Genomic DNA, 18804 nt, shown 5'->3' with positions numbered 1-18804 from the left:
CAAAAACCAAAACATTTAAGTGTCACAAAATACATAAAAATAAAATGTGAGAATGTTTTGAGTTTTTTGTGCTTATTAAACTATTTACATTCTCACATATTTATAATTAACTACTTTTAAAAATTAGAATTAAATAATACTATAAAAATTTAATATTCAAATTAAAAAAATAAGAAAAATAAAAAAGAAAAAAATTTCAAAATAATTATTGGACAGTCTCATTATATATATTTTTTTAACAACATTTTCTTTTATTTAACTCAAAAACCCTTCAATACAATAATAACAATTTTTAAAATAAAATAGATAACTTTATATAAAAATTTAGCCATACCTAAAAATGAATTAAAAATATTAATTCAAATAAATAAATTAGGAGACAATTATATGGACGAAAAAATAGGAATAAGTGATTTAATTACAATCGCAATATTCACAGTAATATTGTTTATTGTAATGTTTACTTTCGGAATGCTTGGATATATCCCAATATTAATGTTTGGATTACCAGTAATACTATCAATAATCTGTGGAATACCATTTATGCTATTCTTAACTAAAGCTAATAAATTTGGAATGGTTACTATATTATCATTACTTATAGGATTAATATTCTTTGGAACCGGCCACACCGGGGTACCAATTATATCATTTACAATTTGTGGATTTATAGCTGATTTAATACTTAGAAAAGGTAATTACACATCTGTTAAAAATACATATTTTGCATATGCAACCTACTGTTTAGGCGTTATGGGAAATATGATTCCAATGTTTATTATGAAAGATTACTATTTTAGTATGATGTCTAGTCAAATGGGAAAAGAATATACTGATATTGTAATGCTTTATGTAACCAATGAATCCTTTTTTGTATTACTAATAGCAACATTTATTGCAGGTTTAATCGGAGCTTATATTGGAAGACTATTACTTAAAAAACACTTTGAAAAAGCTGGAATTGTATAGGCGTTTAAATGGAACTTAGTTCATACGATAAGAATTCAGAAAATGGAATATTAAAACTAGATCCTAGAACAAAGCTATTTTCATTAGTTTTGTTAAGTTTTATGGCTTTTACAGAAGTACCATTATATATAACTGTAGTTTTTTCTCTTATTCCATTTTTCTGCTTATTTTTATCAAATCATAAGAAAATAGCTATTATTTATATAATAATGTTTATATTAGCTAAACTATCACAGATATATTTAGTTGAATCTACAACTGGAATTTTAAATATTTTTGTTGTTGGATTTTCTTATACCTTTGCTAGAATGTTGCCTATTGGACTGATGGCTGTGTACTTTTTTATAACTACTAAAGTAAGCGAAATAATAGCTTCACTTGAGCAAATTAAAATGCCTCGATATGTTACAATACCAATATCTGTAATCTTTAGATATGTTCCAACCGTATTTGAAGATATTAAAGCTATTAGAGATGCAATGAAAATGAGAGGTATTGGATTAAATATTGATTCTCTAAAAGCTCCTCATAAATTAATTGAGTATTTATTTATTCCAATTCTAATTAATGCAGTTAAAACAAGTGATGAACTTACAGCAGCATCACTTTCAAGAGGACTTAGTAATCCAAATGAGCGAACAAATATTTGCGAAATTAATTTTGGAAAAAGTGATATTATAGTATCTGCAGTTGTAATCATTGGATTTTTACTTTTTATTTTATCTAAATTTGGAGGGATAACAATTGTTTAAAATAGAAAATAAATCATTTGGTTATATCAAAGGAAAATATGATTTAAAAAATATTAATTTAAACATATCTTCTGGAGAAGTTATTTTATTATGTGGTGAATCAGGTTGTGGTAAAACAACTATTACCCGTATTTTAAATGGATTAATACCCCATTTTTATAATGGTCATGAAAATGGAGTGGCTTACTTTAAAAATAACAATATTGCAGATATAGAAATTTATAAATTAGCTGAAAACATTGGATCTGTATTTCAAAATCCTAAAACACAATTTTTCAATGTTGATACAACAAGTGAAATTGTATTTGGTTGTGAAAATTTAGGTTATAGTGTTAGTGATATTGAAGAAAGATTCAAACAAGTTACCTCAGATTATAAAATCCATAACATCATAGATAGAAGTATTTTTAAGTTGTCTGGTGGCGAAAAACAGAAAATAGCTTGTGCATCAGTTTCAGCAGTAAACCCTGATATTATAATCTTAGATGAGCCTTCTTCAAACTTAGATTATAAATCAAGCTGGGAATTTGAAAATATAATCCAAGAATGGAAAAATCAAGGAAAAACTGTTGTCATAGCTGAACATAAATTATTCTTTTTAAAAGATGTAGTTGATAGAGTTCTATTTATAAAAAATGGTGAAATCTTATATGATTGGACTATTGATGAATTTAAACAAAAAAACTTTAATAAATTAAATTTAAGAGAATTAAATTTAAAAAATACAAAAGTTAAACATCCAACATATTATTCCAACGATAGTAAAGTAATGTCACTAGATAATTTTAAGTTTAGCTATAAAAAAAATGAAGCTTTAAATATTGAGCATGTCGATATTCCTCAAAATGAAATAATAGCTATTATCGGTGAGAACGGAGCAGGAAAATCAACATTTGTAAGATGCCTTTGTGGACTTGAAAGAAGTTGTAAAGGAAAGCTTACGATGGATGGGGAAATTTTAAACAATAAAAAACGTTTAAAACGATCATTCATGGTAATGCAAGATGTGAACCACCAACTATTTACAGAAAGTGTTTTAGAAGAATTACTTTTAAGTATGGATGAAGAAGATGAAAACAAAGCTTTAGATATACTTAAAAAGTTAAATCTAGATAAATTAAAAGACACACACCCAATGGCATTATCTGGTGGTGAAAAACAAAGAGTAGCTATTGGAAGTGCACTTGCTTCAATGAAAGATATTTTAATCTTTGATGAACCTACAAGTGGTCTTGATTTAAGACACATGAGAGAAGTAAGCGATATTTTAGTTAACCTTCAAAAATTAGGTATTACATCATTTATTGTAACACATGACTATGAACTAATTTGTGAATCCTGTTCACATGTTCTACATTTTGAAAATGGACGAATAATAGATAGTTATAAAATTGATGAAGAAAAATTAAAAAAATTCTTTATCATTTAAAACTATTTTCCTTTTTTAATTTTTTTAAGACTTAATAGTCTATCTTTAAACCATTTATCTGAATAATCTGTTTTTGACACTTTAGGATTTTTAAAATAATCTTCGATAATTTCCATTTCACGATTATATTCTCTTATTTTTCTAAAATCGATGCATAATTGCTTATGAAATGTATATGAATAATATTTAAGGTCTTTAATTACTTTTAAATAATGCTCAATTGCCTTTGTAAACTCATTATTTCTCTCAAGATATCTTCCAATTTCTTCTAATTCATATGCTTTTTGAATTTCATCATATTCTTTTTCACTTAAAAGATATAACTCATCACAAGATCTGCCTTTAATTCTCTCAGCTATTACAACTGGAGTATTTGATTTATATTTATTTTTTAAAGAGTTTAATTTAAAATATTCTTCATATCCTTGAATTATATTATCATTAATCTCGCTAAATCTTTTTAATTTAATCATAAACCATAAGTAATTATGATTATTACAATAAATTCCACTTTTTAAGAATTTAAAAATAATTTCTTCTAAAGATTTATAATCTTTTATTTTCTCATAAATAATTACTAACTGACGATACGGATAATAATCATTAATAAAATACTTGTGTTTAGTTAAACAGCAAAAATATTCACTAGCTTCATCATAACGTTTTTGAAAAATTAAATCCTTACCAGCTTGAATTAATTCAAACTTTTCTAATACCGCCTCATTACTTTTAGATGTGTCATAGTCATGATATAAGTCTACTTTTTCAAAATCATCTAGTGTTGTGACTTCATAGCTATTGTCAATTATTGAATTTACTTTTCTGTCATCTCCTAAAGCTATTAAATGTTCTTCAATTGATTTAGATAGATCGTCCATTCCAATATTAATTGCTTTTTTGAAAAAATCGGGAATAAAATTATATGTAAAATCATCAACTATAACATAATCTTTTAAGCGGTTATCAATGAAATATGTTTTACAATAATCGTTTTCAGATCTCATTCCTCTTCCATAAGTCTGAATTAAATTGATTACTGTATTATAATCATACCACATATTATCCATTTCTTTTCTAATCATCACTTGTTTATCAGAGATATTTGGATATGGTATTTTATAAATTATTTGAAATCTACACTTATCTCCAGGTAAATCAACTCCTTCATTCATTGATGGACTAACTAAAACTAAAGGTTTATCTGATTCTTCAAATTCTCTTAAAATACGTGTTCTATTTGAGGTATTATGGTCAATTAATCTTGAGTTATGTAAATTATTCATTATAAAATCTTTACAATCATAACTTATTGTGTGGATAATTCCTTTATCATTTTTATGAGCATTAAGGATTTTTTTAATAACTGGAATTGTTTTTGGAGAGTTTTCTTTAAGTTTCGTGTAAGACAAATTAACAACATCACATGTTTTAATTGGATTTCTTGAAACATCAAAAGGGGATTTCATCCTTATCGGATAAATTTCTGATTTTGAAATTCCTAACCATTTAGCAAATTGCTCATAATCGAGTATTGTTGCACTCATAAAAAGACAACTATCACAATGATTAAATAACAATTTACGAGCATAATTATCTATTGTAATTGGTTTAAAAGAAGCTATCATGGATTTTTTATTATAATCAAAAACCCAATTTTCAGGATATTCCTCTATTAGCTCTAAAAATTCATAAAATTTAACAATCTTACTTTTAATAATTTTATAAAACTTAGTTAAAGAAACGTTATCATAAGATACTAATTTTTCGAGTTCATCTTTTTTATTCTCATATTTATTGGTTATTTCTTGAATAAAATTAATCCAAGTTAAGTAATCACCAATTTGAAGATTATAAACTACTTCTTTTGATAAATTAAAATTAATATCCTCTTTTAATTCTTTTCTAGACAATTCTAAAGATAACACACCCATAAGTTGTGTTTCTAAATTATGAGCTTCATCACAAACCATTAACTCTCTTTTTGTAAAATCAGACGAATTATTTAATTCTAAATTAGCATAAGAATAATTTGTAATAACCACATCACTATGAAGTGCAATTGATTTTTCTCTTCTGTAAATACAACAATCATCTTTAAGACAGTCCTCTAAGTTGTTTAAGTTTTTTTTATATTTACAATTATAATTTTGAAGTACACACTTTCCAAATTCACAAGACTCAGATATACCCTCATCAATATAAGTCATGCAAGGATAATTTCCCTTACCTTTAATAAGTCTAAATCCTATGTTTTTAAAATCATTTAAGTATTGATCTTGAAGTTGTTTAGTCATTGTTAAAATATACGCATTTTCTGCCATTAAAGCAAGAGTTGCAGCTATTACAGATTTACCAGTTCCAGTTCCAGCTTCTAAAACAATGAATTTATAACCATTATCAATAGCATGGCGTATTTCAGATGTTAATTCTAATTGGCCTTTTCTAGCTTTAGAAAATGGAAAATATTGTTTAACTTCAGGATTAACATCTGAATAAGTAGTATATTTCCATTTATTTTGATTAATATTCATAAAGCTCACCAATCATAATTATATTTAGTGGATAATCTTTATAAATATTATTTAAAATATGTATTGATAAAAAAAAGATAAGAAAGTGAACTTTTAAAATAAAATCCACTTTTATGCTTCAGATTCAATTTTCTCTTCAGAAGAATTAATATCTAAAGCTTTATTATTTTCATTAATTGCAATTACAATTTCTTTTTCTTCAAGGGCACCAGAATCCTTTTCAACACATTCATTGATTTTAGATTGAATAGTACCTATATCTTCAGTATCAATTAAATCAACAATTTCCAGTTGTTGTTGGAACCTTTCAACCCCTTCTAAAGGAACATTTTCAACAAATGGAATAGCTCCAGTAGCTCCGATAATTTTCTTTTTATCTGGATCTGCTCCATTTTCATGTAAAGCCATGAAACTTTGTCCAGTAATATGGCCTTGTACTTCTGCACCAGCTAATATTAAAAATCTAATATTAGGGTTTGAAATAATATTTGCAACTACTTTTTCAATTCCTAAGTTTTCTGTTTTACATGGCCCCGCAATAGCTGCTCCAGTAAGATCAGCTTCAATGTGAGAAGCTAAAGTTGTAACAGCAACTGGACTTTCAGGGTCTCCTACAATATAATCCCCACTGATTACTGGCCAACCATCAGCAGGTGCTTTTTTATCAGCCATAAATAATTCCTCCTTGTCATTCTATGATTTGAATTATAAAAATTATTATATATAAATATTTTGTCACTTACAAAGGGTGAAAATTAGGTATGGTAAAAATTAGCTATTAATCAAGAAGCCCTAACTCTTTATCAATATCATAAATCATATCACTTCTATAAGATTTTAATAATATTTCTCTTCGTTTTCCTTGAGAAATTTTATTATTTTCAAATACTCCTTGTATAAACCTAATTAATTCATCTAATGAAAAATATTGTTGACTTTCAGAGGATGATTTATAAAAAGAAATATCATAACTTAATTTTTCTGTTTCATGAGTTACATTTAACTTATATTCATTAAATTCATTTAAATTAATAAAATTAAGACTTAAAAGTCTGTAAAGTAATGATAAGTGACTAATTTTAAAATACTGTTCAGATTTTATAATATCTCTTAAATTCCATGAAAAAATTTTATTTTTAAGTCAATACAAAGCACTATTTGGCATTAATAATGATGATGCAAGATTATCTGTATAGCAAGTACAATTTTGTTTTGAATATTATTTAAAAAAAATAATTTAGGTATGATAAAAATTTGATATATTTAAATATTATCTAATTAAAATAATTAAGTGTTAACAGAAATGTTAACAAATTTAGGAATACTAAAATAATGTTTTTTTAAAAACATTAAACTCAAGTACAATAGTAAATAGATAGTTTTAAGCTATCTTTTACTATTTAACAATATAACATATCTATTTTTAAAACTACATACCATCATTTTAAGTTAATATATCCTTAAAGCTAAACTAACTTTGGACTTATACATGAATTTTATCTTAAAAATAAATCAAGGATATAAAGTAATAATTTTTAGAACTATATTATAAATAACGACTTTGAATATGCTCCTTAGCAATTAAAGTTAAAGTAATATTTAAGTATTAGACCTATAGAATTAAATAAAAGTGTTTTGATAAAAATAATCACTATACAGTTTAAATAAACTACCTATTCTCAATTCCAAATATAAAAAAAGAATTAGTAAGTTTATAAAAAGAAAAAAAATAAAAGAAAAAATCTATTTGTAATTAGTAGCTCTTTCTTCGAAGTAAGCTTCAGGATGTTTACATACAGGACAGATTTTAGGAGCTTGTGATCCTTTTACAATGTGTCCACAGTTACTACATTTCCATTCAATTTCGCTTTCTTTTTTAAATACAGTTCCTTCTTCAACATTTTTAAGTAGAGTTCTGTATCTTTCTTCATGTTCTTTTTCAATTGCTCCAACCATAGTAAATAATGCTGCAATAACATCAAAGCCTTCTTCTCTAGCTTCTTCAGCAAAGGTTTTATACATATCAGTCCATTCGTAATTTTCACCATCAGCGGCTTCATTAAGATTAGCTATTGTGTCTGGGATGTCCTCATCATGTAAAAGTTTATACCAGATTTTAGCATGTTCTTTTTCGTTTTTAGAAGTTTCCATGAAAATATCATGTAGTTGTACATATCCTTCTTTTTTAGCTTTACTTGCAAAGTATTGATACTTTGTATGTGCTTGTGACTCACCAGCAAAAGCTGCTTGTAAGTTTGCTTCTGTTTTGGTACCTTTTAAATTTACCATGTCAATCACCAAAAAATATAATCTCCAAATTTTAAGTAGTTAAAAGAAATTTCCTTATAAGCTACTTATTATTATTTTAGCACCGAGATTTAATAAATATTACTAAAAAAGTTTTCCATGTAAAAAATTTATTACATTTTTTCTAGTTCTAATAGTTCAATTTTTCTTTCAATTCCACCAGCATATCCTGTTAAACTTCCATCACTACCAACAACTCTATGGCATCCAACTATAATGGATATTGGATTGTGAGCTACTGCTCCACCAACTGCTTGAGCTGACATATTTTTAGATATTTTTGATGCAATTTCCCCATATGTTGTAACTTCTCCATATGGAATTTTTAAAAGTATTTTCCATACTTTTAATCTAAAATCACTACCTTCTAAAGCAATATCTAATTTTGAAAAATCAACTTTTTCACCTTTAAAATAACTATCAAGTAATTCTTTTGTTTTTACAAATATATCTAAATCATCAGATTTTATATAATCATCCAGATTTAATGGTAGATATTTTTGATTCTCAAAATAAAGGCCTGTTAATTTATTATTCTTACTTAAAAGTATGATTTTACCTAACTTTGAATCATAATATGATTTATACATGTTAAAACCTCCTATTACTCAATTTTAAAAGTATTATATCTGTCAATGACATTTACATTTAATGATTTGAATATTAAATATATTTCTTTTCCAATTTCAATTTCTAAAGATTCATATGAACTTTTTGTAAGCAGTCCTTTAAAAATTATTCCTTCAACTTCACTTTCAATATTAACAACAGGCCCTGTTATTTTAATATCTCTAACAATTCCTTTAACTCTATTTCTAGCCGATGAATCTTGAATTGTATTAGAAAAAATAATATTTTCTGGCCTGATAGCTGCAAGAACATTAGACCCTTCTTCTAAATGAATACACACATTATAATCATTACTAAATAAAACTAAATTATCATTTATAACTATTTCAAGTGATTCGCAGGATTTACCTTTTTTAAGTTTTCCTTCAAATATATTTTGAATTCCAACAAAATCTGCTACAAAATCGTTTTCTGGTCTTGAAAATACTTCATAAACAGCCTATCTGATGTAATTCTCCTTTTTTCATAACCCCAACTTTATCTGCTAAATTCCATATATCATTAAAGTTATGAGTTACATGAACAAATGTTGTTCCTAGATTATTTCCTATTGTTTTTATAAGCTCAGTTAGTCTTTTTTGTGTTGTAACATCAAGTGCACTAAACGGTTCGTCCATTAAAACAAGTTCAGGTTCTACAATTAATGTCCTAACAAGTGCTGTTCGTTGAGATTCACCGCCACTTAATGTATTAATGTTTCTATCTAGGATATGTTCTATTTCCATTATACGTGCCATTTTGTGGATTTTTTTATCAATTTCATCATCTGTGAGACTATTATCCCTTTTCAATCCATATTTAATATTTTCATAAACATTCATATTTGGGAAAAGCACATGATCTTGATATACGATACCAATGTTTCTCTTTTCAGGTAGCACTTCAGTTATTTCTTTTCCATTTAGCTTAATTAATCCTGAGTTTTGTCTGTAAAATCCTATTATTGTTTCAAGAAGAACAGATTTACCGGAACCTGTTGGACCTATTAATATTAAATATTCACCTTTATTGACTGAAAAATTTATTTTATCTAGCTTAAAATCGTCTAAATCCACAGTTAAATCTATTATTTCTAAAAACATTATTGCACCTCAGAATAATTATCATTGGCATATTTTTCCATAACGGCAATTGTTATAAATGAAATAATTACAAGAAGTATTCCTGCTGTAATAGCCATGTCGATGTCCCCTGTTGATAAATTAAGATACATTGCAATAGCTAATGTTTCTGTTTTCATTAGAATACCTCCTCCAACAAATAATACAGCTGCAAATGTTCCAATACATCTTGCTAGAGTTATGATTATTGTTGCAAATAATCCCTGTTTAGCTAATGGAAGAGTTATATTAAAAAAAGTATCAGACTCGCTATATCCTAAACTACGTGAAACAAACTCATAACGAGTATCTATGTAATCAAATGTAGAGTAAAGCATTTTTATTGCATAAGGCAAAGCTACAAAGTATTGAGCTATAATAATAGCTATACTATTAAAAACTAATTTAATGCCTAGTGCATCTAAGTATTGGCCTATTCCATAGTTTCCAAGAAACATTAAAAGTGCAATGCCTATTACTATTTCTGGAAATGCCATTGGCATATCTAATATAATTTTAAAGAGCCATTTTAGTTTAAAATGATATCTACTAAGAGTATATGCCATAGGAATACATGACAACACTACAAGAAGTGCAGATACACTAGAAGTTGATAGTGTAAGACCTATTGCAAATAGCATTTGACTTGAAGTTAATGATTTTATAAATCCATCAAAATTAGGAATTAAAAACATACTAAAAATTACAACAAAAAATAATAAAGTGATAATTGCTGTAATTACTATAAACAGCCATTCAAATTTAGATCTCATATCATCAACATATAAAATTTATTTTATTTCAAAACCCCATTTTTCCCAAATTTCTTTTCCTTCATCTGATGTTAGAAAGTCTTCAAATTTTTGGGCTGCATCAGGGTTTTTAGCAAATTTTGTTACTCCAACAGGAACTGTACTTGGACAGTTTTGGTTTTGTGGAATTTCTATAACCTCAATGTTTTTAGCTTCATCCCATACAGTCATGTCTTTCCAAATAATTGTTGCATCAATATCTCCTGAAACAATATAGGTTAACAATTGATTTACAGTTGTTGTTGTAACTTCTGGGTCTATTGTTAAGTTATTTTTTTCCATGATTTTTTCAGATGTTTTACCAATTGCTGGTCCTTCAGCTTCACCTAATCCTACTTTTACATCACTTTTTTGTAAGTCTTGTAAAGATGTGATATTTTTGGGGTTTCCTGCTTGAACAACTATTACTGGTACATTTTCAGTAATGTTTTTAACAGTAGCATTGTCCATATAACCATTTGCTATTGATTCATTCATGTATTTATATGCAGCTGGTAAGAATACATCTCCCTCTTTTTGAGTTTCCATTGTTGCGAATAACTCTCCACTTCCACCATATTTTACATTTACATCAATATTCGGGTACTTTTCATTAAAAGCTTTTACTAATTCTGGTGCAACTTTACTAAATCCTGCACCTGCAAGAACTTCAATGCTTCCTTTCTCGCTTGAAGTACTATTACCTATTGTGCCTGTTGCAAAAGCACCAACAATTATAGCGATTATTGCTATTACGACTATAATTATAAAAATTTGTTTATTTTCCATATTACCTCTCCTTTGATAACAAATGTTATCTATTATAATATCGATGTGGATGTATATTTAAATCTTATTATTTAATCTTAATAAATATTAAATTAAAATATAAAATGTTATTATTTAAAAAAACAAAGCGAAATAATTTTATTATCTATAAACTACGATTTTATAGCTGTTATGTAGTAAATATTATATTTTAAAATAGAATTTTATATATAGAATTTATTTTTATCAATAATATCTTAGTAAATAATTTCATATCGTTATGAGTTAATTATTTAAAGTAATTATTATAAAGCTTTGATATGTTTAAGAATTAATTACTTAAATAATAATTCTATTTATTAAAGCATTATTATTTTTTTAGAGAATTTTTACACAAATGTTAAATTTTTAGGTATACCTAAATTTTATATATTATTAAATAATATAGTCTAACTTGAATACAAAAAACTTAAATTACAGGAGGGTACTATGAGTGAATTAATAGAATTTAAAAATGTAACAAAAGAATATAAAACTGGAGATCATGTTTTAAAAGCTGCAAACAAACTTAACTTCACAATAAATGAAGGAGAATTTGTAGTAATACTTGGTCCATCAGGTAGTGGAAAATCCACATTATTAAACCTATTAGGTGGACTTGACAATGTAACAAGTGGAGACATTATAGTAAATGGAAAAACAATATCTGAATTTTCCGATAAAGAACTTACAAAATATAGAGCTTGCGATATTGGATTTATTTTCCAATTTTACAATTTACTTCCAAGCTTAACTTCACTAGAAAATATCGAATTATTAAATGACATATCTGATAGGAAAATTGATGGAATGAAAGTATTAAGTCAAGTTGGACTAGCTGACCATGCAAATCAATTTCCATCAGAATTATCAGGAGGAGAACAACAAAGAGTATCTATTGCAAGAGGAATAGTTAAAAATCCACAAATGCTTTTATGTGATGAACCTACAGGAGCACTTGACTCTAAAACAGGATATACAATCATAAAACTATTGCAAGAATTATGTTTAAAAGAAAAAACTACAGTCATTATTGTAACACATAATACTGAATTAGCTAAAATTTCGGATAAAATAATACATCTTAAAAATGGTATTATCGAAAATGTCGAAATAAACGAAACTCCAATGACAATTGATGATATTGAATGGTGATTCTATGCTATTTAAGAAAATGTTACGTGATATGAAAAAGCATAAAATGCAATTTATATCCATATTTTTAATGGCATTTATTACATTACTTGTCTTTGTTGGTGTTGGAGCAGAAGTACAAGGACTTGATAACTCTGTTCATGATTTTTATAACCAAACCAATATGGCCGATATTTGGCTATATGGAGATAATTTTTCAAACAAAACCCTAGATGACATATCTAATATTTCATCAACCAATGGTGTTGAAAGACAGCTAGTTCTTAAAACAACAGGAGATCTAGATAAAGACCCAACTGTAACACTGCATTTTATTGAAAAAAATGAACTTTCACAATATTATCCAATTAAAGGTGGAAATATTGATTTTGATGATAAAAAAGGAATCTGGTTAGATCAACGTTTCGCTGAAACTAAAAATTTAGATATTGGAGACAATATTACAGTTAAATTCAATGGAATAACAATAGAAAAAACAATTAGAGGTCTTGGATATTCGCCTGAATATGTTTATGAAGAATCAGATAATGGACTAATTTCAGATTTTAGCCTACAAGGATTTGGATACTTATCTTACAAAGCCTTTCCATTAGATACAATCCAATATAATAAATTATTGATTAAAACTAATGATAGCACAGAAGCATATCATGAAAAACTAGATAATGCAGTTGATAACGATACCTACAATACATTTATGCCAAGATCAGATTTAGTTAGTGATAAACAAGTAATGGATGAAATAGATCAACATACAATATTTGCAGTAATGTTTCCTGTAATATTTGTTGTAGTGGCTCTATTAACATTACTTACAACAATGACACGTATTGTAAATCATCAAAGAACCCAAATTGGAACTTTAAAATCATTAGGTTTTACTAATAGATCATTAATGATACATTACTTCTCCTATGGATTTTATTTAACCCTTGTTGGAAGTATTCTTGGAATGATACTAGGTTATTATATAATTCCTCCACTTTTCTTCCCATCGATGTCAACCTTTTACACACTACCAAGTTGGGAATCTGGATTTAATATAAAATTTATAATTGTAGGGGCTTCACTAGTACTTGTTTCACTTGCATTTACATATATAGCAACTAAAAATATTATTAGAGAATCCCCTGCATCAGCACTGGAACCAAAAGCTCCAAAAATATCTAAAATAAGAATACTAGAAAATACAAGAATCTGGGATAAATTAAACTTCAGTATAAGATGGAACATAAGAGATGTTAATCGAAATAAAATGAGATCTCTTGTTACAATCTTAGGTGTACTTGGATGTACTGTTTTATTAATTTCAGCATTTGGAATGCAAGATGGAATGGATGACCTTAAAAGTTGGCAATATGAAGGAATTAACCATTATGAAACCCAATTAGTACTTGAAGATAATATAACTTCATCACAAATTGATTCAATTCAAAAAGAGGTTAATGGTACTCAGCTAATGATGGGTGCTATTGAGATAGAGGCCAATGGTGTTAAAAAGACACAAACACTCTCAGTTTACAATAAAACAGATTTAATAACTCCAACAAACCAATATATGGAAAAAATTGATTTACCTGAAAACGGAATTACAATAACTCAAAAAACATCTGAATTATTAAATGTAGGTGTTGGAGATACAATCAAATGGCACTTATATGGAAATTCAACTTGGCATACATCAAAAATTGATGCTATAAATGCAGATCCAGCAACACAAGGAATTATAATGACTCCTCAAAAGCTAGATGACTTTGACATTGACTTTAAACCAACTTATATTATAACAAATCAAAGTGTTGATAAAAATTTAACTGGTGTAGCTAGTGCAAATTCCATAAACGATTTGGTAAAAAGTTGGGATGATTTAACAGAAACTGCCAATTTAATGGTTGGAGCATTATTAATATTTGCAATTGTTTTATCAATAGTTGTACTGTATAGTTTAGGAATTCTCGGATTTACCGAAGTTGAGCGAGACATGGCAACATTAAAGGTACTTGGTTTTAAAACTAAAAACCTACAAAAGCTATTCTTAACACAAAACCTAGCATTATCTATTGTTGGATATGTACTTGGTGTACCAACAGGATATGCAGTTCTAGACTTCATGTGGGATACCGTTGGTGATACATTCTTCTACCCAACACATTATACTGCAAGAACTATAATATTAAGCTTTATTTTAACTATAGTGCTGTCATTAATTGTTAATTACCTATTAACAAGAAAACTTAAAAAGATTGACATGGTTCAATCACTTAAAAAAGAAAGGGAATAAAAATTATTCCCAATTTTATTTTTTTATTTTAAAACCATTATGGCTAATTAACATCCATGATTTCAATCCCCAATTGGTCTGATTAACATAAGCAATGTTTTTCTTGAAATTGATGGGAAAATTTAATTTCAATCCCAAATTGGTCTGATTAACATAGGTTACAGCTGTACAGTTGCAAGGTTTGTTGAGTGTATTTCAATCCCAAATTGGTCTGATTAACATCTGGTAATGATGTGATTATTACTGATGATGAATTGATTTCAATCCCAAATTGGTCTGATTAACATTTATAGAAGGTGAAGAATGTGAATAACACTCTTGAGGATTTCAATCCCAAATTGGTCTGATTAACATTATTAGGTTAGAATATTTCTTTTTTTAAATATAATCCATTTCAATCCCAAATTGGTCTGATTAACATCATCCTCACTCTTCTTCTTACTAGGCTTACCAAGGCTATTTCAATCCCAAATTGGTCTGATTAACATATCACACCTCGTATTTGTCTTGCAACAAGTACAGCAATTTCAATCCCAAATTGGTCTGATTAACATAGGGAGTGAGGATGGAATAGACTACACCTATTCCACTGATTTCAATCCCAAATTGGTCTGATTAACATTGCACTTTCTTAAATCAGAGAATATTGATAGGATTTATCATTTCAATCCCAAATTGGTCTGATTAACATTGTTCTACTTTGTTTTGTGTCTAGGCTATAATCAATATTTCAATCCCAAATTGGTCTGATTAACATTACTTGTGATTTCATCGTCACCACCTGGTTATAGTTAATTTCAATCCCAAATTGGTCTGATTAACATTTTCTATTTGTATATCGATATCTTTTCGAGTATTGGGATTTCAATCCCAAATTGGTCTGATTAACATCCCCTTATGTGGCTTTTTGTTTTTGAAATGTGTAGATTTCAATCCCAAATTGGTCTGATTAACATATGTTTCAGATGACGCCCAACTTAATAACCAGTCATCAATCCCAAATTGGTCTGATTAACATTCAATTGTTTGATTATTTATTTGCATGTTTAAGCAAATTTCAATCCCAAATTGGTCTGATTAACATATGTGAATTGTCCAATAGTTGCCTCTTGATATACATATTTCAATCCCAAATTGGTCTGATTAACATTTAAGAAAATTAAAATATGTAAGAGATGGTCAATAAATTTCAATCCCAAATTGGTCTGATTAACATATTAAAGGTTCCGGCAAAATTAATACTCATGAGTTTTAATTTCAATCCCAAATTGGTCTGATTAACATTTGAAGGTCTTAACATACCTACTTTCCTTTTTTTGATTTCAATCCCAAATTGGTCTGATTAACATTATTATTACCGGGGGATAAAAATCCTAGGATACGCCCATTTCAATCCCAAATTGGTCTGATTAACATTTTTTTGCTGTCGCTGGGTCTTGTGTTGAGCAATCATTTCAATCCCAAATTGGTCTGATTAACATAATATTTATACCTTGCTCCATGTGTCCCATCTAAATTATTTCAATCCCAAATTGGTCTGATTAACATTTGATTATAAGTATATTTATCATCTATACTATGTTGATTTCAATCCCAAATTGGTCTGATTAACATAGTGTTTTTTGGGGGTGTTTGTTTTTTTCTTGGTTTAATTTCAATCCCAAATTGGTCTGATTAACATTCAATTGTTTGATTATTTATTTGCATGTTTAAGCAAATTTCAATCCCAAATTGGTCTGATTAACATATGTGAATTGTCCAATAGTTGCCTCTTGATATACATATTTCAATCCCAAATTGGTCTGATTAACATTTAAGAAAATTAAAATATGTAAGAGATGGTCAATAAATTTCAATCCCAAATTGGTCTGATTAACATGATGAAAATAAAGTTGAACATGAACTTACAAAGGAAATTTCAATCCCAAATTGGTCTGATTAACATTCTTAAAATGGTTAGTTACAATCTTAATAACATTATTATTTCAATCCCAAATTGGTCTGATTAACATTGTAGCATATTTTTTCATTGATGCTCTATAATAATCATTTCAATCCCAAATTGGTCTGATTAACATGTATTGTTATTCGTTAATTTAATTTTAATTATCTTAATTTCAATCCCAAATTGGTCTGATTAACATTGCTATATTTAAACTCGATACTGCTGGATTTAGTATATTTCAATCCCAAATTGGTCTGATTAACATTTGACATGGATAGTGAATATGTGATGCATTACACATTTCAATCCCAAATTGGTCTGATTAACATGCAGCAGTAATAGCAGCTATTATGGCTCTTATACTATTTTTTTCTCCAAATCCACAATCATAAGCAAATTTAATCAAATTTAAATCACCTTCAAGAATTAAATCCATCATAAATGCTCTATGGTATGTTGTTTGAGGTCCTTTAACAATAGCTATTCTTTTTCTTTTAACATTTTTCATCTCAGAATAAATTTTTATTTCTTTATCTGTTTCCTCAATTTCATTATATTTTTTATATTTTTTTATAAGATTTTTCTCTAAAGCTTTAAAAAATTCATCTCCAGGAGTTAAATCCCATTCTTTTAAGTTTCCATCAATTTCCCTTTTAGTTCTAGCTATTATTGGAGATAACGTCTTAAATTCCATTTTATGTGTAAAATTAGGTTCTTTTAATAGTTCAATTTTTTCAACCAATAATTTTTGCCCATTTAAGTTTACTTCTAATGTTTCTAAAAATCCATTGACCAAACTTTTAATTAAATAATCATCAGGTGAAGATATAAAAAAAGATATTTTTCCATTCCTTGAAATAAATCCTTTTTTGGTCATTTTCTTTTTTGAAATATTTAATTGGGAAAATGTGAAGAATTTAAATGACTGTGATGAGTGTAATTTATAAGCTAAATCCAAATCATCTATTTTATTGTAGATTATTGCTGAAAGTATGTGATTATAATTAAATGGTATTTTTAGATTATTTGATGAAGACTTTAATGAGATTTTCAACCTAGACATGATAAAATATTTAATTAAAGTATTATATAAAATGTCCTATTCAACTTAAAAAATATTATAGTTCAATATAAATAATCAAATAAACTGAATATTGTTTATTATTTTAATATTAATTGGTTTAAAAATTAATTTTTATCTAAAATAGACACAAGTTTATAATATTATTTAAATATTGATTAATATTTTATTAATTAGTTTATTTCTAAAAAAATAAAAAAACCTAAATTTTTAAATATCACCTAAAATAAATATTAAATTAGGTAGTCAAGGAGGAGTTTTAAATGGTTTCAACAAGAGTTTATAAAGGATATCAAACAATAATTCCCAAAACAATTAGAAATCAAATGAAAATTAAAGAAAAAGATATTCTAGATTGGACAACAAAAGATAATAAGATTATAATGACTGTTAGGAGAAAAAGAGAATTAAACGATTTAATAGCATTGATAAGTGATGATTCTCTAGATAGTGTAGAATCTACTAAAAAAGCTGGAATGGGAGAGAAATTCTAATGATATTAGTAGATAGTAATTTCTTTATAGCTTTAATAAATGAAAAAGATCAATATCATAAAAGAGCTATTGAGCTATCTAAAGAGATAATGGATGAAGATGATAAGATAGTGCCATTACTCATGTTATCAGAGGTAGTAGCTAGTTTAAGTTCACGATGTGACGGAAAAATAGCTAAAATTGCTTATGAAACTATAATTGATAATTTTACAGTATATTTTCCTGATGAAAGAGATATTAAAGAGAGTATGAATTTAGTTTTAAAATATAATAGTTTAAGTTTAGCTGATTGTTTAGCTGTCTATTTAATGAAAGAAAAAGAAATGATTACTATTTATAGTTTTGATTCTGATTTTGATAAAATAAATGGAATAATAAGGAAATATTAAAAATAAGAAAAATTAATCATAGCTATTTTACCAGTTCTTGTTTTGCAACTTAGTTTTATTAAAATTTTATACTTCTTAGACTAGACACCATGATGTTATTTTATTGATTATTAATGCTCATTTCATCTTTTTCTATTATTTTT

General features: G+C 26.9%; 14 protein-coding genes, 2 pseudogenes and 1 CRISPR repeat array. Of the genes and pseudogenes, 7 read left to right on the top strand and 9 right to left on the bottom strand.

The window, feature by feature from the left end:
• Window positions 1-387 precede the first annotated feature (387 nt).
• From MBORA_RS00325 to MBORA_RS00315, 3 genes are read left to right on the top strand one after another with little or no spacing between them, the layout of a single operon-like run.
• Window positions 388-969, top strand: coding sequence for an MptD family putative ECF transporter S component (locus MBORA_RS00325; protein ID WP_042692424.1), 582 nt, complete (start codon window positions 388-390; stop codon window positions 967-969).
• Between the two features lie 8 nt (window positions 970-977).
• The gene (locus tag MBORA_RS00320; protein WP_042692428.1) at window positions 978-1721 is read left to right on the top strand and encodes an energy-coupling factor transporter transmembrane component T family protein; all 744 of its coding nucleotides are present in this window, start codon (window positions 978-980) and stop codon (window positions 1719-1721) included.
• Window positions 1714-3150 (top strand): ABC transporter ATP-binding protein, encoded by a 1437-nt coding sequence (locus MBORA_RS00315; protein ID WP_063720069.1) that lies wholly within the window; start codon window positions 1714-1716, stop codon window positions 3148-3150. Before MBORA_RS00320 ends, MBORA_RS00315 begins: the two co-directional genes overlap by 8 nt.
• A 2-nt stretch (window positions 3151-3152) precedes the next feature.
• Here the strand turns inward: MBORA_RS00315 and MBORA_RS00310 are convergent, their stop codons facing one another.
• The 8 genes and pseudogenes from MBORA_RS00310 to modA form a co-directional block, all read right to left on the bottom strand.
• On the bottom strand, window positions 3153-5681 hold the full coding sequence (locus MBORA_RS00310) for a helicase C-terminal domain-containing protein (protein WP_063720068.1): 2529 nt from the start codon (window positions 5679-5681) through the stop codon (window positions 3153-3155).
• 159 nt (window positions 5682-5840) lie between these two features.
• A pseudogene (gene mtrA, locus MBORA_RS00305) lies at window positions 5841-6353 on the bottom strand (tetrahydromethanopterin S-methyltransferase subunit A); the annotation flags it as partial.
• 1071 nt (window positions 6354-7424) lie between these two features.
• On the bottom strand, window positions 7425-7970 hold the full coding sequence (gene rbr / locus MBORA_RS00300; protein WP_042692434.1) for a rubrerythrin: 546 nt from the start codon (window positions 7968-7970) through the stop codon (window positions 7425-7427).
• 131 nt (window positions 7971-8101) lie between these two features.
• Window positions 8102-8578, bottom strand: a complete 477-nt coding sequence (locus MBORA_RS00295) for a methylated-DNA--[protein]-cysteine S-methyltransferase (RefSeq protein ID WP_042692437.1) — start codon at window positions 8576-8578, stop codon at window positions 8102-8104.
• Window positions 8579-8592: 14 nt separating this feature from the next.
• Window positions 8593-8898, bottom strand: coding sequence for a TOBE domain-containing protein (locus MBORA_RS10090; protein ID WP_052331772.1), 306 nt, complete (start codon window positions 8896-8898; stop codon window positions 8593-8595).
• 148 nt (window positions 8899-9046) lie between these two features.
• Window positions 9047-9673 (bottom strand): ATP-binding cassette domain-containing protein, encoded by a 627-nt coding sequence (locus MBORA_RS10085; protein WP_157944468.1) that lies wholly within the window; start codon window positions 9671-9673, stop codon window positions 9047-9049.
• Window positions 9674-9699: 26 nt separating this feature from the next.
• Window positions 9700-10491, bottom strand: coding sequence for an ABC transporter permease (locus tag MBORA_RS00285; RefSeq protein ID WP_042692439.1), 792 nt, complete (start codon window positions 10489-10491; stop codon window positions 9700-9702).
• Between the two features lie 18 nt (window positions 10492-10509).
• On the bottom strand, window positions 10510-11298 hold the full coding sequence (gene modA / locus MBORA_RS00280; protein WP_042692443.1) for a molybdate ABC transporter substrate-binding protein: 789 nt from the start codon (window positions 11296-11298) through the stop codon (window positions 10510-10512).
• Between the two features lie 468 nt (window positions 11299-11766).
• Between modA and MBORA_RS00275 the strand changes: the two genes are divergently transcribed.
• Together MBORA_RS00275 and MBORA_RS00270 are read left to right on the top strand one after the other, a co-directional pair.
• Entirely contained in the window at window positions 11767-12471 is a 705-nt protein-coding gene (locus MBORA_RS00275; RefSeq protein ID WP_042692446.1) for an ABC transporter ATP-binding protein, read from the top strand.
• A 4-nt stretch (window positions 12472-12475) separates the two neighbouring features.
• A complete protein-coding gene (locus MBORA_RS00270) occupies window positions 12476-14752 on the top strand; it encodes an ABC transporter permease (RefSeq protein WP_042692449.1) in 2277 nt (758 codons plus the stop codon).
• Between the two features lie 59 nt (window positions 14753-14811).
• Window positions 14812-17026: a CRISPR direct-repeat array (repeat unit 30 nt; unit sequence ATTTCAATCCCAAATTGGTCTGATTAACAT).
• 41 nt (window positions 17027-17067) lie between these two features.
• Here MBORA_RS00270 and cas6 read toward each other — a convergent pair.
• Window positions 17068-17760: pseudogene (cas6, locus tag MBORA_RS00265) on the bottom strand (CRISPR-associated endoribonuclease Cas6); the annotation flags it as partial.
• Window positions 17761-18041: 281 nt separating this feature from the next.
• Between cas6 and MBORA_RS00260 the strand changes: the two are divergent.
• Together MBORA_RS00260 and MBORA_RS00255 are read left to right on the top strand one after the other, a co-directional pair.
• On the top strand, window positions 18042-18272 hold the full coding sequence (locus MBORA_RS00260) for an AbrB/MazE/SpoVT family DNA-binding domain-containing protein (RefSeq protein WP_042692452.1): 231 nt from the start codon (window positions 18042-18044) through the stop codon (window positions 18270-18272).
• Window positions 18272-18661 carry a type II toxin-antitoxin system VapC family toxin gene (locus tag MBORA_RS00255; RefSeq protein ID WP_042692454.1) on the top strand — a complete coding sequence of 130 codons (390 nt, stop codon included), beginning with the start codon at window positions 18272-18274 and terminating at the stop codon, window positions 18659-18661. Before MBORA_RS00260 ends, MBORA_RS00255 begins: the two co-directional genes overlap by 1 nt.
• The last annotated feature ends 143 nt before the right edge of the window (window positions 18662-18804 follow it).

This window comes from Methanobrevibacter oralis (genome assembly GCF_001639275.1).
GTDB classification, from domain to species: domain Archaea; phylum Methanobacteriota; class Methanobacteria; order Methanobacteriales; family Methanobacteriaceae; genus Methanocatella; species Methanocatella oralis.
Note: the sequence above shows the minus strand (reverse complement) of the source record. Positions and strands in the feature narration are given on the sequence as shown.